The sequence below is a fragment of the Candidatus Obscuribacterales bacterium genome, assembly GCA_036703605.1.
Lineage (GTDB): Bacteria > Cyanobacteriota > Cyanobacteriia > RECH01 > RECH01 > RECH01.
Genome location: DATNRH010001226.1, coordinates 1 through 14,798, shown reverse-complemented (window position 1 = coordinate 14,798; position 14,798 = coordinate 1). Strand labels below are relative to the sequence as shown.

Sequence of the window (14,798 nt, the reverse complement as noted above, 5' to 3'; positions counted from 1 at the left end):
TCTGGGCAGTTTGCCGCTCAGCTTCTATGGCAGCGAGGTATTCGCACCGCAGAGACCTTAAGGGGATTTCTCAATCCTGACCACTATCAACCCACCAGCCCCTCAGCCTTTGGGGTTGAAATAGACTGGGCGATCGCTCGTATTCAGCAGGCCTGCGATCGCCAAGAGCGGGTGGCCATTTGGGGCGATTTTGATGCCGATGGGGTGACCGCGACCTCGGTGCTGTGGGAAGGGCTGGGCGACTTTTTTCCGGCACCGGAGCAACTGCGCTACGTCATTCCCAATCGCCTGAAAGAATCTCATGGTCTCGCCTGCCAGGGGCTTGATGACCTGGCCCAGCAAGGGGTGACCTTGGTGATCACCTGCGATACCGGCAGTACCAATTTAGCGGAACTGGATCATGCTCAAACCCTAGGCATTGATGTAATCGTCACCGATCACCACACCCTGCCCGAGACGCGTCCTACGGTTGTCGCCTTGATCAATCCCCGCAGCTTGCCCCGCGACCATCCTCTGGCCCACCTCTCCGGCGTGGCCGTGGCCTACAAACTGGTGGAGGCACTTTACCAAGCCAGCCCCAAAACTGCCAGACGTTCCCTAGAATCGCTGCTGGATCTCGTTGCCATTGGTCTCATTGCCGATTTGGTGCAGCTTAGCGGCGACTGTCGCTATTTGGCGCAGCGTGGCATTCAGCGGCTGCAACTGCAGAGCGGCCAAACACCCACACGCCCAGGCGTCGCCCGGCTGCTAGAACTCTGTAAGCGATCGGGCGATCGCCCCACGGATATTTCCTATGGTCTAGGGCCGCGCATTAATGCCATCAGTCGCGTGCAGGGAGATGCCCGCTTTTGTGTGGAGTTACTCACCAGTGGCGATCGCGATCGCTGTCGGCAGTTAGCCGAACAAACGGAATTGGCCAATGTCCGCCGCAAGTCATTGCAAAGAGATGTTGTGCGGGATGTGCGTCTACGTCTGGCTCAGGTGGATTTATCGACAACCTATGTAATTGTGCTGGACGATCCGCAGTGGTCAGTAGGTGTCTTGGGCCTCGTAGCCGGACAAATTGCCCGCGAGTATGGCCGCCCTACCATTCTGCTGAATAGCGAGGTGACGACGGAACATCCCATGGCCCGAGGCTCCGCCCGATCGCTGCACCAGATTGATCTATACGATCTGATGCAAGGACAGCAGCACTTGCTCCACCGCTTTGGCGGTCATCCCTTTGCAGCGGGACTGAGTCTACCGGTTGACCATCTGCCCCTGTTTGCCGATGCTATCAATCGAGACTATCGCCAGCGCTACGGTTCCATTGAACCGGTGGTCACCCTAGATGCAGATTTGGTGGTGACCGTGGCTCAGCTTGGCCCAGATCTATTTCGGGAACTGAAGCTGCTGGAACCTTGTGGGATCGGCAATCCAGCACCGCTACTGCTAATCCAAAATTGCTGGTTTGAGAAGGTATCGAACCAAAATATTAGAGACTGGCGCGGTCGCAAAGTGCAGTACATCAAAACTCAGTTTGAGCTATGGGATGACTCGATGCCCCAAGGGTTTCCAGGGGTGTGGTGGGAGCATTATCGAGACGAGGTGCCCCGCGATCGCTGCGATGCTCTCGTGGAACTCGACTTTAATGCCTACCACAAACGGTATGAGGTGCGGCTAGTAGCCGTGCGCTCCCAGGGGAAGGCTATGACCACCACTCCGCCCAAAGACTGGATTCTCGACTGGCGAGGGCGATCGCTCCAAGATATCCCTACCGACCCAACCTGCCTAGTAGTCGAGCATTGTCCTACCACCTGGAATGACCTCTATGCTTGGTTTCGCCGCGCCCATCACCAAGGTTGTGCCCTAGCGATCGCCTACCCCCCACCAGCAGCCCAAGCACCCAGGCTGATCTGGCAAGACCTGGTGGGCATTGCCAAATATCTGAGCCGCACCCAGCAGCCCGTCAGCCGTCAACGGCTGCTGCAAAAGCTAGGCATCCGCGATCGCCCCCTCCAGGTTGGCATCCAAGCCCTACAAACCCTGGGCTTCACCGTCACATCCTCGCCTGAGGGCTTACAGATGGACTACGAGCCAGCGATCGCCGAGGCGGAACCGGAGAGAGCGATCGCCCTATTCCTAGCCGCCCTGCAAGAAGAGCAGTTCCGACAGCGCTATTTTTACCAAATTCCCATCGACACCATTCGTTCTCTGGCTCAGCAAGCCCTCATGTCGGATGCTTGATGCCTAAGTTTTTGGGGTTTGGCAACCTGCGGGACATCCTTGGCGATCGCCCAGATTATGTCAGGGTTTGTAAACTTATTGGGCATACCATCAAGATCTAGGCTTCATTCTGTAAAAATGAATACAGAAATAATCTTAGTCTCTCTCAATTAGAGAAGAGGCAAGGATTTTGATCAGACTCTATGCAAGATGGAGAAAACGATGTCCTTGATCACCACAGATTCACCCAATACCTCGGTTCAGGAGGGGGCGATCGCCTTGCAGCATCCGGTTTGCCATATCACCTACAACCGTGACACCTGGGTGCAGTTGTTTCACCCGCCCAGCGAGTATGGGGCACAGGAAGCTAAGCTGCTGTGTCAATCGTCGCAAACAGCATGGGTTGCCTGGGTGCCCAATCACGGCGAGATCGTGTTGGATAGAAGCCATTTCTATTGCTAGATCTGGCATGAATCTGGATTGGTCTGGATTGATCTGGACTTTCTAGTATCTAAGGTTAACCACCCATGGTCGCGATACATCTGGCAGGGTGTGGCTGGCCTTAGATACTCCACAGACGTAACCATTTGTTGATTAAAGCAGTAGGGCCATGGAGTCAAGTATTGACTGGGATGAAATGTTTGAATACCTGCCAGGCATGGTGGTAGAACTCAAGGAGCGTCCTGGCGTTACCTATGAAATCGATTGCTATGAAGCCATGCTGGTGCCGCCCGTGTGGTTGGTGGGCGATCCACGACCGCGCTATCCCCACGAGCTGACGATCCTTTCCCGTCAAGCTATCCAAACCTGTGACCTGGAATTACACACGTCCCTGGCATAACATTTCCCCACCCCCCGGCCACTTCAATATCGTTCCTACGCTGAGCTTGGGAACACTCCCAGCGGCGCTCCTGCGCCCAAACCTAGCCGCAGGAGCAACCAGGATTAGACAACGCGGGAGCGCTGGACATAAGAGGAAGCTGTGGAAGGACGTAACGATGGGCAAGCCTTGGGCGACGTCGAAACCCGGCATAGATATTCGTTAGATATCGTTCCTACGCTGAGCTTGGGAACACTCCCAGCGGCGCTCCTGCGCCCAGACCTACCCACAGGAACGACCAAGACAGGTGACAACGCGGAAGCGCTGGCACCATAAGAAGAGACTGTTGAGGCTGAGCGAGTCTAGCTATTCCTCATCATCCTCTGCTGCATTGCGTCGCGCTTCATCTTCCATGGCTTGAATCGCCAGCAGCAATTCCTCTTCTTGCAGTTCAAACTCCTCTTCCTCAAGATCACCCATATCAAACCGCAACTGCAGTTCTAACAGTTGCTTTTTCAAATTCTCGGTATCGTCGAGCTGGGTGTCTGCCTGTTCTAGAATTTTCTCGCCAATCCAGGACAGACCCTTCAGGGGAGCCGTAATGGGAGATATGAGCAGATCAAAAAACATGGTACATGCCTCGCAGCAATGAGGGGGCGTTAATTCAACGTATCAAGCTGAGCAAAGTTAAAAGGCGCAGTGAAGTTGTTGTAGCGAATGCGTAGCCGATCGTCAAAGGTTTGATCCAGCTCTTCCACGCGATCGCCAAAGGCGGGTTCGTCATCCCAAGGAATTAAATAGGCAGCATTGTAGATCATGGTATCGGTGAGCGGATCGTTTTCGACAACCTCAGCGGCGAGGGGATTGAGCGCATCCTGGAAGGTTTTGATCACCGCCTGCTTGCGATCGCCCATGGCTTCATCAATTGCCTGACCAATTTGGATCACCTGCTCCATGCTCAGCGATTTACCCATGAGGCGATCGCGCTCTGCCCGTAGATCCTCATGCTCGGCCATCAGCGATTCCAGCTCCGTAGCCGTTTCCCAATAGACCTTGATACCCACCTCCCGCTGACCGTCTAGCCGCTCTAGCAGCGTCTTCAGACCAGCGGCGTGAGGGATAATCAACTGCGCTTCCACTGCCGTCCAGTCTTCAATAATCAAACCGAAGCGGAGGGGCAACAGGGTACGATAACCACTTTCCATCGCTTGTTCCAGCACCCGCTCATGGCCTAAGAGATTGCGGCGGCTGGCCAAATAGCGCTCTTGCTGCGCTTCAGAATATAAGAAAGTGAAGGAATCAATGCGATATGCCTGAACCGGTTGTTGATCCAGCCCAACTAGCTCTAAGTTGCGCGGGCCAGGATATGGAAAGATGCCATATAAATAAAGACCGTATCCCATAACAATAAGCCTGATGATAAGTGCCGTGTCTCTACCCTTTCCAGTCGAGTCTAGGGTATTTCCGTGCAGTCTGCCGGATTGTTCACCAGGCTTAAGGATCTTTCGCTGGCCCCAGGCTGGCTTGCTCTCGAAGGGTTGGAGCAGGCGAACTGGATAGGGGACGCGAGGTCAGCACTAGGCGCAGTTTGGCTTGAATCAAGTTCAGGTCAGCGAGACCTAGGTTCACATCCCCTTCCACGACAACACCAGTATGGAGCAGGCGATCGAGGAGTTCTAGGATCGAGGGGTTGGCCGACGACTCACCGGGATAGTAGCTATTATCCTTGGGCAACAAGGTGCCAAATTCGCCCAGATCAAGGTTGAGGTCGGCAGGATCAACGTCAAAGAAATCACACAGCTTCAGCACCTGTTCTTCCAGTTGGCGGATGCTGTCGGCGGCCCGCTCTAGGTCGCGATCGCTCAATTCTCCAGCCTCCATGCGGCGGATCACCTGAGCTTCCATGAGCTGACGCACCAGCTCAATGACCGTTAGCAAGAGCGGAGCCAGGCCGGCATCCGATGAACTGCCCGACGAAAAGGACGGCTTGATGAGGAGTTCCTCAGGAGCAGGTTGAAACGGTAGATCTGAGGAAGTCATGAACGCATGTTAGGTCTGACGAGATTGCTCGGTCTGGCGAATAAAGTCTTGTTGATACTTTAGAAAGGCAGTATGCCATTCCTGAAAGCGACGTTCGCCATCACGCACCAGCATTTGACGATAGTGCTCAGAATCAAGATAGGGTTTAGTTTGGCTCATGGTTGGGTTCTCCTACTTTAGGATAACGATTTCGGCATGGGAGTTGTATGCGCCAACGCGATCGCCTATGGGTTTCACTAGCGATCGCATCCAAGTGGTTAGATCCTACCCTGTCCATTCAACGCTAAACGAAAATGTAGATTATGCCTACCCCTTGGGTCTACTATCCGGCATCAAGACATTCTAGATTGACCATATGCTATTTTTCACCGGAGGCATAGACTGCGGTCTTAGCGATCGATCCACTGGTGAATACGCCACTGGCGATGGTGCTCGTGGGAACGCTGGGCTCCTTGAGCTGCTTGGATGCGGCCGCGATCGAGGGCAACCCACGATAGGCGGCTTAGCGTTGAACTAGCGCGAAAGCTGGGAATAGTACGGCAGGTAGCAATCTGCCGCATGGATTTAACAGTAATCAACGACCTATCCTCCGGGTCTGTAGGACAGCTAGATGAGATATGAGGCTGATGGGATGAACACAGCTAGTTGGCTAGCGATCGCGCCTGCTTCTAGTCTATCCGAGCATCAGATGTAACTGGAGCAGCCTTGAGGGATTTCAACTCATTTTCCAAATCCTCTAGCCGCGCCTGCAGCTCTTGGTTCGTTTCCATGAGCTGACGGGCCTGGCCACTCAGGAAGGGATCGCTTTCCCACCAATTGATGCCAATTTCACGAGCTTTATCGACGGACGAGATCAGCAGGCGAATCCGAATGCTGAGGAGTTCAGTTGATCCAACGGAGACGGAGATATCGCCTGCAATCACGATGCCCTTGTCCAACACCCGCTCTAAAACATCCGCTAAGGTTGATCCCTGAGTTGAGGTGGTAATTGTGCGCTGGGAGTTGGTAGTGCGTGCGGGGGTAGCGTTCATGGGGGGTCACGGGTAAGACATCAAGACAAGTCAGTCAGGGGCAGTCTATCACGGGATAGATCGCTGAGACGGTAGATCGACGTAGCATCACCGGTGCTCTGCTTGGCGAGAAAGCCCTTTGCGAGGAGCGATCGCAACGCATTCACCGACTGGACACGGTTGATACCCAAGGCCGCTTCGACGTCCGACGGACGGGCCGCTTCTACCTCTTGGAAATAAGCATAGACATCTGCCACAAAGGGCGTTGGATCTGCGATCGCTGCTTGATCAACGGGTTCCTCGACCGCTAGGTCGCTGGACAGATCGTCTAGGCTTGGAGACTTTGGGGGCAAGGGGTTCTCCGGCTGCGCCAGATCCTCTGCGGTGGACTGGTCTACCACATCCTCAGCCACGGAGGTTGCGGGGGCGGGCAGGGCGGACGATACGGGTTCATCCAAAACAGGATCTTGCATAGCCGCAGACTCAAACGGGTCAGCGATCGCGCTCGATTGGGCGATTGCGTCGGCTTCAGGGCGATCGCTAACGGGCAATTGGCCGGGAGCTCCAACCGGTATGGTGATCGTGGTATCACCACAGATCAGGCTATTGAACACCTCCCATAGCGCCTGGGTGGCATCTGCCAGCGAACCATCCGTACGCGACAGCAGCATGTCTTGACAGATATCGCGGAATTCTTCGCTGGTTGTGACAACCTCGATCTCATGCTCAAAGCAAACTTTGGCAATCATCAAGCAAGGACGTAGTCCTGAAGAATTCACGGCTCCAGTGCTAGCGCGGAACGCCCGCACCAACTTGACAATCAACGAAGCACTCAAGCGATCGATGCCGGTTTTATGGACAACAATTTCTTGTTGCGTTAGCTCATCAGGCTCGGGGATGTTGATGGTAATCATCCGATCCAAAAGAGCATCCTGGGTATCGTGTACCCCGCAATATTCCTCAGGGTTAGAGGTAAAGATAGCGCGGAAGTTAGGATCAACCCGAATATATTCCGTGCGGTTGCCATTGGGCGGCAGCACCAAAAGCTTTTCTTCCAACGCCGACAGAAGAACGTTATTTACCTCCGGGCGCGATCGGTTAAATTCGTCATACACCAAGGTGAAGCCTTCACGGCAAGCCAGGGTGAGGCGCGAATCAACCCAGTTGTGGCGCAGTTCGTCTTCCATCTTGACGACACTGTGGATAAAGTTATCCACCACTTTTTTGCGGGTATAGCCGAGCTGGTTGCCAATCAGGTCAGAGGTTTTAAACTCATCATCGCCAAATAGCAGCATGATTGGGCGACTGATCAAATCTGCCAGGTGCAAGGCAAGGGTGGTTTTACCGGTGCCGGCAGGGCCCCGTAGATGCACCGGATAGCCTGATTGTAGGTAGCGCAAGGCGCGGGTCGCGACGCGCTCAATGGACGGGGTAGAAACAAATCGCCGGGGCCGGGCTTGGAGAACAGTGGTCACAGGCTAGCTTCCTCTTGTACTAAATAGACGCGATCGCGCTGGGTGACAACGCCTTCTCGAATCAAAAGGCGAAGCGCATCGACAGCCTGAAAGCGATTAATGCTTAGCTCTTCCTCAATTTCCGGTAGCCGTGCACCGTGCCGCTGCCGAATCAGCGCATAAATGCTGCTGGCCAAGTCCTTGGGACTAGGGGCATCAGGAACGCTGGGCGGTGCAGGCTCTGCCACGGTTTCATCAAAGGGAGATACCTGAGCCGGTGGTGCATAGACGATGGGAGGCGCAGCGACGGGTGCCGGAGGAGCCTGCATGACCGGTGGCGGGCTAGGTGCTGCCGCAGGTGCAGGCACTGCCGGTGCCGGTGCAGCAGGCGGTGGGGTAGGTGGTGCAGCGGGCGCAGGCGCAGCAGATCGGGTGAAAAATCTGGGTTGAGCGGCCGGTGCCGGAGCAGCAACCGGAGCGGGTGCTGGCTCAGAGCCGCCCGTTCCCCAAACCGCTTGCCGGAGGTCAGCACAGTAGGCAGCTAGCTCGGTGCGGAAGGCGGCAAATTCATGGAACAGCGCCTCCACATCAGCGAGCCGTAGTTCACGGCTGGTGTTGAGCATTTGCTGCACCGCTTGAGCGCGATCGCCCCGCATCACCTCTAGTTCTGCCAAATAGCACTGCACATCAGACTGCAACGCCGTTACATAGGCGGAGAGCTCTGCCCGCAGTTGTTCGCGGTTTAAGGCGCGGGTCTGCTGCAAAGTTTCCAGCATCGCAGCAACGGTATGGCTGAGTTGGCCACGAAACTCCGACAGAAACCGTTTGAGTTCTTCGGCCTGCAAGAGGCGATTGCTCGCGGTCTGAGATAAAAATTCTGCGGTCTGACGCTGCAGCGCTTGAGTAAAGTTGTGTAGCTCTTGGAAAAGCTGCTGCGCTTGAAGCTGACGCTGCTGACTAGCCTGGTTTAGAAACGCCTGGGTTTCTTGCTGAAGCTGAAGCTGGAAGAGACTGAGGTCTTGACGGAGTTGGGCCGCTTGGGTTTGGCGATCGCTTTGAAATGTATCGAGGGTTTGCCGAACATCTTGCCGCCGTTGGGCTAACTCTTGCTGACGTCTTTGCCGTAGCTCTAACCACGAATCTCGCAACGAATTCATGGGATGATTCTCCTACAGGATGGGAAAGGATAACTCAAACTAAAGTCAGAACTTACACTGCTGAAACGTCATTTTTAAGCGAGAACCTGATTATTAAAACTAAATGTCATCCCGTGACATGGGGCAGAGCAAATCGCTGAAATGACAGCTATGATGGACAGCGCATAAGCCTCTGAGGCTAAAAAGAAGATGAGGGGATGCCGATAGGAAAACCAATGCATCCGTTGGGCAACCCCTCAGTCGTAATTTAGGCTGTCCGATTGGCGAACAGCGATTTAGACCTATGCAGGAACAGCGGCTTGGGAGGTTAGACCCACGGCTTCAGCGTACTTCAGGTAGGTTTCAACCGAAGCAATCACAACCCGGGCTTCAATTGCCAGGAGTTCAATACCGACCAAGGACACACGAACCCAAGCATCAATCACGATCCCTTTGTCGAGGATACGGTCGATTACTTCAGCCAAGCTAGAGGAGGAGTTTACCTTTTCAACAGCCATGATTAGTCACCTAAAACTTGATTATGGATTGGAACTGAATAGACAGCCAACAACTGTGATTTGAATAGTGTTCAGTTGTTGATGAATTGAATAGAGAGCAGAACCCCCATATTCCGAGCGAGAGTTCGACAGTAGTAAAGAGGTCTATAGTCTGGCAGGATTTTAACAGAAAATCTGGAAATAATACCCAAACTTCTTAAGAAGAATTAAACCCAATAAGAGCTGCTTCTTTCATCCTGTCAGCACCCCTTTGATGCTACCACCGATACTTCGAAGATGTTAGAAAAATCTAGAATTACTAGAACTTGAACTTGAATCCTAGATAAATCTCTCCTCGAAGACTATTTCATTGTTCCCGCTAATTAAACTCTGCTAACACCGTCAACAAAAGTCTACAATTTACACAACTATCTCGATGATCCGGCGGAACGTTCTAGACAGTAGGCATTGAGATTTGTTTCACGCTGCATCATGCTCTTGCTAATTGACTATGGTTGTCTTCAACTATTTAATGTTGGCATTACCTCCTGTCGGCTGATGAAGTCAACACCAGACAGGTACGCGCCCCTAGCCCTAGACACTAGAAGCATTGCCTGTTAGTACTTTTCGTTTCTAGCCCCTTGGATCCGGACAGTTTTTTGACTGTCTATCTGGAAGTATCCTTGAGACCCTAAGGAATTAGGAAGATGAGCGATCGCTCTCCCAAACGTGATCAGAATAGACCAAATTATTGTGGATGTTTCCCGTACATGTACGGATTATTTTGGCTAGATTCAAATCAATTTTATGGGACGAACGTCTATCGGCTGAAAACCTTTGAGCGCTTGGCAATGGACGCTGTCAACGCTATGTTTATGGTCTAGCAGCGTTGGTAGCGCGATCCGGGCAGTTGGGTGACCAGACCCATCATTTCAAGTTGGGTCAAGCTGCCTAAGACCAGTCCTGTAGCTAATCCGGTGGTTTGAACAATGCCATCCAACGCGATCGCCTCTAGGGACATAGCGTTCAAAATTTTGGACAGATCAGGGGTGAGGGATGGTAGCGGCGACAGCAAGGAAAGCTGTTCAACGGGAGCAGTCAGGAAGCTGGGCAGGCTGCCAAGACGCTCTAATAAATCCGCCTCGCCCAACACCACCTGAGCCCCTTGGTTGAGCAGTTCTAAGCAACCCAACGAGCGTTCATTGTCGAGAGAACCGGGAAGAGCATAGACATCCCGCCCGCAATCATTGGCCAAGCGAGCGGTGATTAGCGCCCCGGAACGACTGGGGGCCTCCAAAACCAGGGTGGCACGGCTAAGACCAGCAATAATCCGGTTGCGGCGGGGGAAGTGGGCGCGGTCGGGTTTCGTGCCCGCCGGATATTCGCTGAGGATCAGCCCCTGTTCAAGAATACGTTGGGCTAGTGTGCGGTTGGAGCTGGGATAGACAATATCCACCCCCGTTCCCACAACGGCAACGGTACGGCCACCTTCCTCAACGCAGGTTTTGTGCGCTAGCGTATCGATACCATCTGCAAGACCGGAAACAATCGTCCAGCCGCTATCGATCAGGGCTTGGGTGAGGCGCTGAGTCCACCGCCGTCCATAGTCGGAGGGAGAGCGGGTGCCGACGAGGGCGATCGCCGGCAGAATACCTTGATTTTCCTGAGGGTTCACCTGCCCGCGATAGTACAGCACCGGCGGTGGATCGGGAATTTCCAACAGCAGACGCGGGTAGTCCGGATCGGCGGGTGTCCAAAAGTTAGGATTGTGGTCACTGTGGGTGGCTAGCAGTTCGGCTGGATCCAGATGCGATCGCTCCCGCAGGATGGAGTCGCAGGTTTGCCGCCCAAAGCCATCCACCTCTCCGAGGGCGGCCGCCGGAGCATCCCAGGCCGCTGCTAGGGTGCCAAAGTGCCGCTGCAGCCGCTGGAGGAGGATAGGCCCAATGCCGGTCAGCGTTGACCAGGCTAACCAATAGGCGCGATCGCTTGTCAAGATGGTATATGCCCCTGATGTGACGATGATTTACAAGCTGGGCTGGATCAGTTGCTCCAGTTGCTCCAAAAGTTCTGGATGCTGCTGCAACTCCTGCATCAGGTCACCGCTTTGCCCGGCTAATTGCTGTACCAGTTGAGGATTTTGCATCAGGTATTGCACCAGTTGCGGATTTTGTTCCAGGGTAGTTTGTACTAGTTGCAGCACCCGTTGCGGATCGTTGCGCAGCATTTGGATGGCCTCCTGCTCCGCCGCCGCAGTCTCTTCCTGGGATATTCCGTCTGGTAGTTGAGCGATCGCCCGTGGCTGCAAACTGGGCATCAGCCATGAGCCGACAGACAGAGCTGTGGTCAGGATCAAGGTGGGAAGAAATTTGAGTGTCATATATATAGATCTAGAAGGACAGGGATTGCGATGAACGGGAGCGATCGCCCCCAAATCAGCTACCATGCTAGCGCAGGGCAAGATGGCTGCAATCGGTGGTTCTTGGGAATTTGTCGTCGGATCGAGTTCCTCCAAGACCATCCCCAAGACTCAGAGCATCGTTAGCTAGAATAGTGACAAGCCAAGGGCGATCGCCCCTGCAGGTTAACCCGTTCAGATTCTTCATGTTGCCCCTATGCCCACCTACCCCGGACTGTCTAGTGCTGCCTTTCGTCACCCCCAAGATGAGCAAGCCGAACAGGCGCTGCGCAGTGTGCCTGGATTTGACCTTGTGGCCCGTAAATTTGTGGAATTTGTCTACGAACGCCCGCGCTACGTCTATCTCATGGGCAACAGTATTGAAGTAGGGCCGCGCCAATATGCGTCGATTTACCACATTTTCCGAGATTGCGTCCTATCCCTCGACATCTATCCAGAACCCACGCTGTTTGTGTCCCAAGCACCCTTAGTGAATGCTTATGCCCTTGGGCAGGAACGCCCCTGCGTAGTCTTGAATACCGGGCTATTGGATTTACTCGATGAAACCGAGCTGCGATCGGTGATGGCCCATGAACTCGGTCACATTAAATGTGGCCACACCACGCTCAACCAGATGGCTACCTGGGCTATTACGCTGGTCTTTGGGCTATCGAGCATGACCTTTGGCCTGAGCAGCTTGGTGAGCACAGGCTTGATTCTGGCATTTTATGAATGGTTGCGTAAGGCAGAACTATCTGCCGATCGCGCCGCACTATTAGTGATGGATGAGCTGGATCCAGTCTTGCGCAATATGATGAAGCTGGCAGGAGGCAGTAGCCGCTATGCCCATGAGCTGGATCTGCGGGAATTTGTCCGCCAGTCGGAGCGCTACCAAGATCTTGACGAGGATGGGCTGAATCAGGTTTATAAGTTTTTTCTGTATAACAATGTATCTCAGGGCGTTTTCCTCACCCATCCGTTTACCGTAGAGCGGGTTAAATATCTCCAGGAGTGGTCGCAGTCATCAGACTTTCAAGCGATTCGCACGGGCAACTATGCGCGATCGGAAGATAATGCGGTGGATGTCGAGCCTCACCAGAAGTCGGCGACCCGCAGCGAAGCCGATCAGCTTCGAGATGAAATCAATCAGCTTCAGCAAGAACTGGATCGTCTGCGGCGATCGCGCCCTGAATAACCCAAGGCTCTTTTAGATAATATAGATTCAGCCAAGAGGGCGATCGCTTCTAGAGAGGAGCGATCGCCGATATTAGGCTAGGCGCTCAGTATCTCTTGTCGTCGCGCTACCTCTGGGCTAGCTACCTGTTGGATATAGTTAGCTAGATACTGGACATGATTCTCGCTGGTAAAGCGCTGCATGACGGCTTCATACCCTCGCTGGGCAAGAGTATCAGCAAAACTGCGATCGCTCAAGAGCCAGCGAATAGAGGCACTGAGCGCCTCAGGATTGAGGGGAGGGACGCCCAAGACAACCCCTTCAGCAATCAGCTCCTCTGCTAAGCCTGGCGTGCGGGTCATGATCACAGGACGGCGACAGGCCATAGCTTCGATGAGCGTGGTCAAACCTGCAGAGTAATCATTGGGCAACAGGCTCACAACCACAACATCCGCATCACGATAGAGTTGACGTAGATCTGGCCAGTCATAGTGCTGCATCGTCATATAGCTAGGCACTGGATCCGGAAGGGATACCCTGGTATTCGATGATGCATTCGGGGAAACAGCACAGATATGAACGTCAACATCTAGATCGCTAGTAGCCACAGCCAAGGTTTGATAGTCGCGCTGCTCTAATCCTCCACTGGCAATCAGAGGCCGTTTTTTATCCGCAAGACAGGTGCCAGGCGTAAAAAATCGTACGTCAGTTTGTTCTGGCAAGATACAGATGCGATCGCTGGGCAGCGACAGCCAATCCATCAACGACTTAGCTTTCCTTTGGGTATTCACCACAAACGTTGGAATATGGTGTTGCAGATTGAACATCTTGAGGACACCACGTACTCGGGAGCGATCGGGAGCCATGACCGAGACCACAAACTTAGTTCTTGCCTGCTTCCAACCTGCGAGGATAGCAAGAGGCAAACCTACATCCTCCCCGGCACAAAACACAACATCATTATCGCCTAGATAAGTCAGCAGGCAGCGGGCCAGCGCCCAGTGCTCAGGCTGTCCGATAATTTTTGCTAGGATCTTATCGTGTACGGTTACCTGTTTTTGATCCGGCTGATGCACCTGTGCATTTAACTGTTGGCGCAAGGCCCATAACGCATGACGTGGCTTCTGATCGTTGGCAGCAGCTTTCTCTATCCCGTCCAGGTCAAACGGGCGACTCAAGACAATATGATAAGCCATGTAACACTCCATGAGCGAAGACTTAGCGGGGTTAATAAGAAATAATTATGTCTGAAGGAACATCAGGGGATAGAGTAAGTCTGACCTAGAAGACTAGAACCTGAAAGCTTCCAGTCTTAAAGAGCTGACGACCTGCTTGTGTCGATATCTCCTGCCTAATACTCGAAAAGGATGCACCAACCAATGGAAATAAGATGAGTAAGACGATGGCTGTATATAGCACTACAGTAGCGCCTTATGATCCTATCTGGCAAGTAGCTTTACGGTAACTTTATGGTCACCTGAGCATAACAATTGCCGCTGAACTTGCATCATTATCCATAGAGTATCCTCTATAAATCAAGACGGCTGCCGAATTGTGTTCCAACGACAGAATTAAAGCTGTGATCGTTAAACCATCTAGGTTATGAGCATTTTGCAAGGTATGGAATCACCTAGGTTGTGAGCATTGTGTGGGGCATTGTCGATGTCCCACCCCAGTTCTAGATCTAGACGCTGCTAAGCAATGCGCTAGAAGTGCGCGCTCTGACTACCAAGCTAGCCATGGGGAAACTACGGACGATAGGAAGAACCCAATGGGTCAACAGATAGTGTTGCTAAATCAGGGCAAGAACCTCTAGCTAGAAGCCCTGAAACTCCATGCGGCGTTGCTGAATACAGGTATGAATTGCTCAATCCGCCTCACCCTCACCCTAGCCCTAGGGAGAGAGGACAGAAGTTCTAGCTCCCTTCTCCCTGGGGAGAAGGGTTGGGGATGAGGGCAAATCATCTATCGATTCAGCAATGCCGGTTTTCAATTCGTCAAGCTCTCCGACCTCTGGTGTCGTGTCAGGGTCGTAGGCATCGGGAAGTCGTTCTCCTTTTGAAA

Annotated in this window: 16 protein-coding genes; 4 read left to right on the top strand and 12 right to left on the bottom strand. The window is 53.3% G+C overall.

The window, feature by feature from the left end; genetic code table 11:
- The 3 genes from recJ to V6D20_25460 all read left to right on the top strand — a co-directional run.
- Nucleotides 1–2,226 (top strand): single-stranded-DNA-specific exonuclease RecJ (gene recJ / locus V6D20_25470; protein ID HEY9819133.1); only part of this gene is annotated, 2,226 nt, incomplete at its 5' end.
- A 201-nt stretch (nucleotides 2,227–2,427) separates the two neighbouring features.
- The gene (locus tag V6D20_25465) at nucleotides 2,428–2,667 is read left to right on the top strand and encodes a hypothetical protein (GenBank protein ID HEY9819132.1); all 240 of its coding nucleotides are present in this window, start codon (nucleotides 2,428–2,430) and stop codon (nucleotides 2,665–2,667) included.
- Nucleotides 2,668–2,815: 148 nt separating this feature from the next.
- A complete protein-coding gene (locus tag V6D20_25460; GenBank protein HEY9819131.1) occupies nucleotides 2,816–3,046 on the top strand; it encodes a hypothetical protein in 231 nt (76 codons plus the stop codon).
- Nucleotides 3,047–3,391: 345 nt separating this feature from the next.
- Here V6D20_25460 and V6D20_25455 read toward each other — a convergent pair whose 3' ends face one another.
- The 11 genes from V6D20_25455 to V6D20_25405 all read right to left on the bottom strand — a co-directional run bounded on the left by V6D20_25455 (nucleotide 3,392) and on the right by V6D20_25405 (nucleotide 11,683).
- On the bottom strand, nucleotides 3,392–3,655 hold the full coding sequence (locus V6D20_25455; GenBank protein ID HEY9819130.1) for a gas vesicle protein GvpG: 264 nt from the start codon (nucleotides 3,653–3,655) through the stop codon (nucleotides 3,392–3,394).
- 29 nt (nucleotides 3,656–3,684) lie between these two features.
- Nucleotides 3,685–4,428: a GvpL/GvpF family gas vesicle protein gene (locus V6D20_25450; protein ID HEY9819129.1), complete on the bottom strand. Its 744-nt coding sequence runs from the start codon at nucleotides 4,426–4,428 to the stop codon at nucleotides 3,685–3,687.
- 91 nt (nucleotides 4,429–4,519) lie between these two features.
- Entirely contained in the window at nucleotides 4,520–5,065 is a 546-nt protein-coding gene (locus V6D20_25445) for a gas vesicle protein K (GenBank protein ID HEY9819128.1), read from the bottom strand.
- A 9-nt stretch (nucleotides 5,066–5,074) separates the two neighbouring features.
- Nucleotides 5,075–5,224, bottom strand: coding sequence for a hypothetical protein (locus V6D20_25440; GenBank protein ID HEY9819127.1), 150 nt, complete (start codon nucleotides 5,222–5,224; stop codon nucleotides 5,075–5,077).
- Nucleotides 5,225–5,454: 230 nt separating this feature from the next.
- On the bottom strand, nucleotides 5,455–5,643 hold the full coding sequence (locus V6D20_25435) for a hypothetical protein (GenBank protein ID HEY9819126.1): 189 nt from the start codon (nucleotides 5,641–5,643) through the stop codon (nucleotides 5,455–5,457).
- Between the two features lie 90 nt (nucleotides 5,644–5,733).
- Nucleotides 5,734–6,096, bottom strand: a complete 363-nt coding sequence (locus V6D20_25430; protein ID HEY9819125.1) for a gas vesicle protein — start codon at nucleotides 6,094–6,096, stop codon at nucleotides 5,734–5,736.
- Between the two features lie 20 nt (nucleotides 6,097–6,116).
- Nucleotides 6,117–7,550, bottom strand: a complete 1,434-nt coding sequence (gene gvpN, locus V6D20_25425) for a gas vesicle protein GvpN (GenBank protein HEY9819124.1) — start codon at nucleotides 7,548–7,550, stop codon at nucleotides 6,117–6,119.
- Nucleotides 7,547–8,686 (bottom strand): gas vesicle protein GvpC, encoded by a 1,140-nt coding sequence (gene gvpC, locus V6D20_25420; GenBank protein HEY9819123.1) that lies wholly within the window; start codon nucleotides 8,684–8,686, stop codon nucleotides 7,547–7,549. The genes gvpN and gvpC overlap by 4 nt, the downstream gene beginning before the upstream one ends.
- Nucleotides 8,687–8,967: 281 nt before the next feature.
- The gene (gvpA, locus tag V6D20_25415; protein ID HEY9819122.1) at nucleotides 8,968–9,183 is read right to left on the bottom strand and encodes a gas vesicle structural protein GvpA; all 216 of its coding nucleotides are present in this window, start codon (nucleotides 9,181–9,183) and stop codon (nucleotides 8,968–8,970) included.
- 859 nt (nucleotides 9,184–10,042) lie between these two features.
- Entirely contained in the window at nucleotides 10,043–11,158 is a 1,116-nt protein-coding gene (gene dprA / locus V6D20_25410; GenBank protein HEY9819121.1) for a DNA-processing protein DprA, read from the bottom strand.
- Nucleotides 11,159–11,188: 30 nt separating this feature from the next.
- On the bottom strand, nucleotides 11,189–11,683 hold the full coding sequence (locus V6D20_25405) for a hypothetical protein (protein ID HEY9819120.1): 495 nt from the start codon (nucleotides 11,681–11,683) through the stop codon (nucleotides 11,189–11,191).
- A gap of 94 nt (nucleotides 11,684–11,777) precedes the next feature.
- Between V6D20_25405 and V6D20_25400 the strand changes: the two genes are divergently transcribed.
- Nucleotides 11,778–12,755, top strand: coding sequence for a M48 family metallopeptidase (locus V6D20_25400; protein HEY9819119.1), 978 nt, complete (start codon nucleotides 11,778–11,780; stop codon nucleotides 12,753–12,755).
- A 77-nt stretch (nucleotides 12,756–12,832) separates the two neighbouring features.
- Here V6D20_25400 and V6D20_25395 read toward each other — a convergent pair whose 3' ends face one another.
- Nucleotides 12,833–13,930: a glycosyltransferase family 4 protein gene (locus V6D20_25395; GenBank protein HEY9819118.1), complete on the bottom strand. Its 1,098-nt coding sequence runs from the start codon at nucleotides 13,928–13,930 to the stop codon at nucleotides 12,833–12,835.
- Nucleotides 13,931–14,798: the final 868 nt, after the last annotated feature.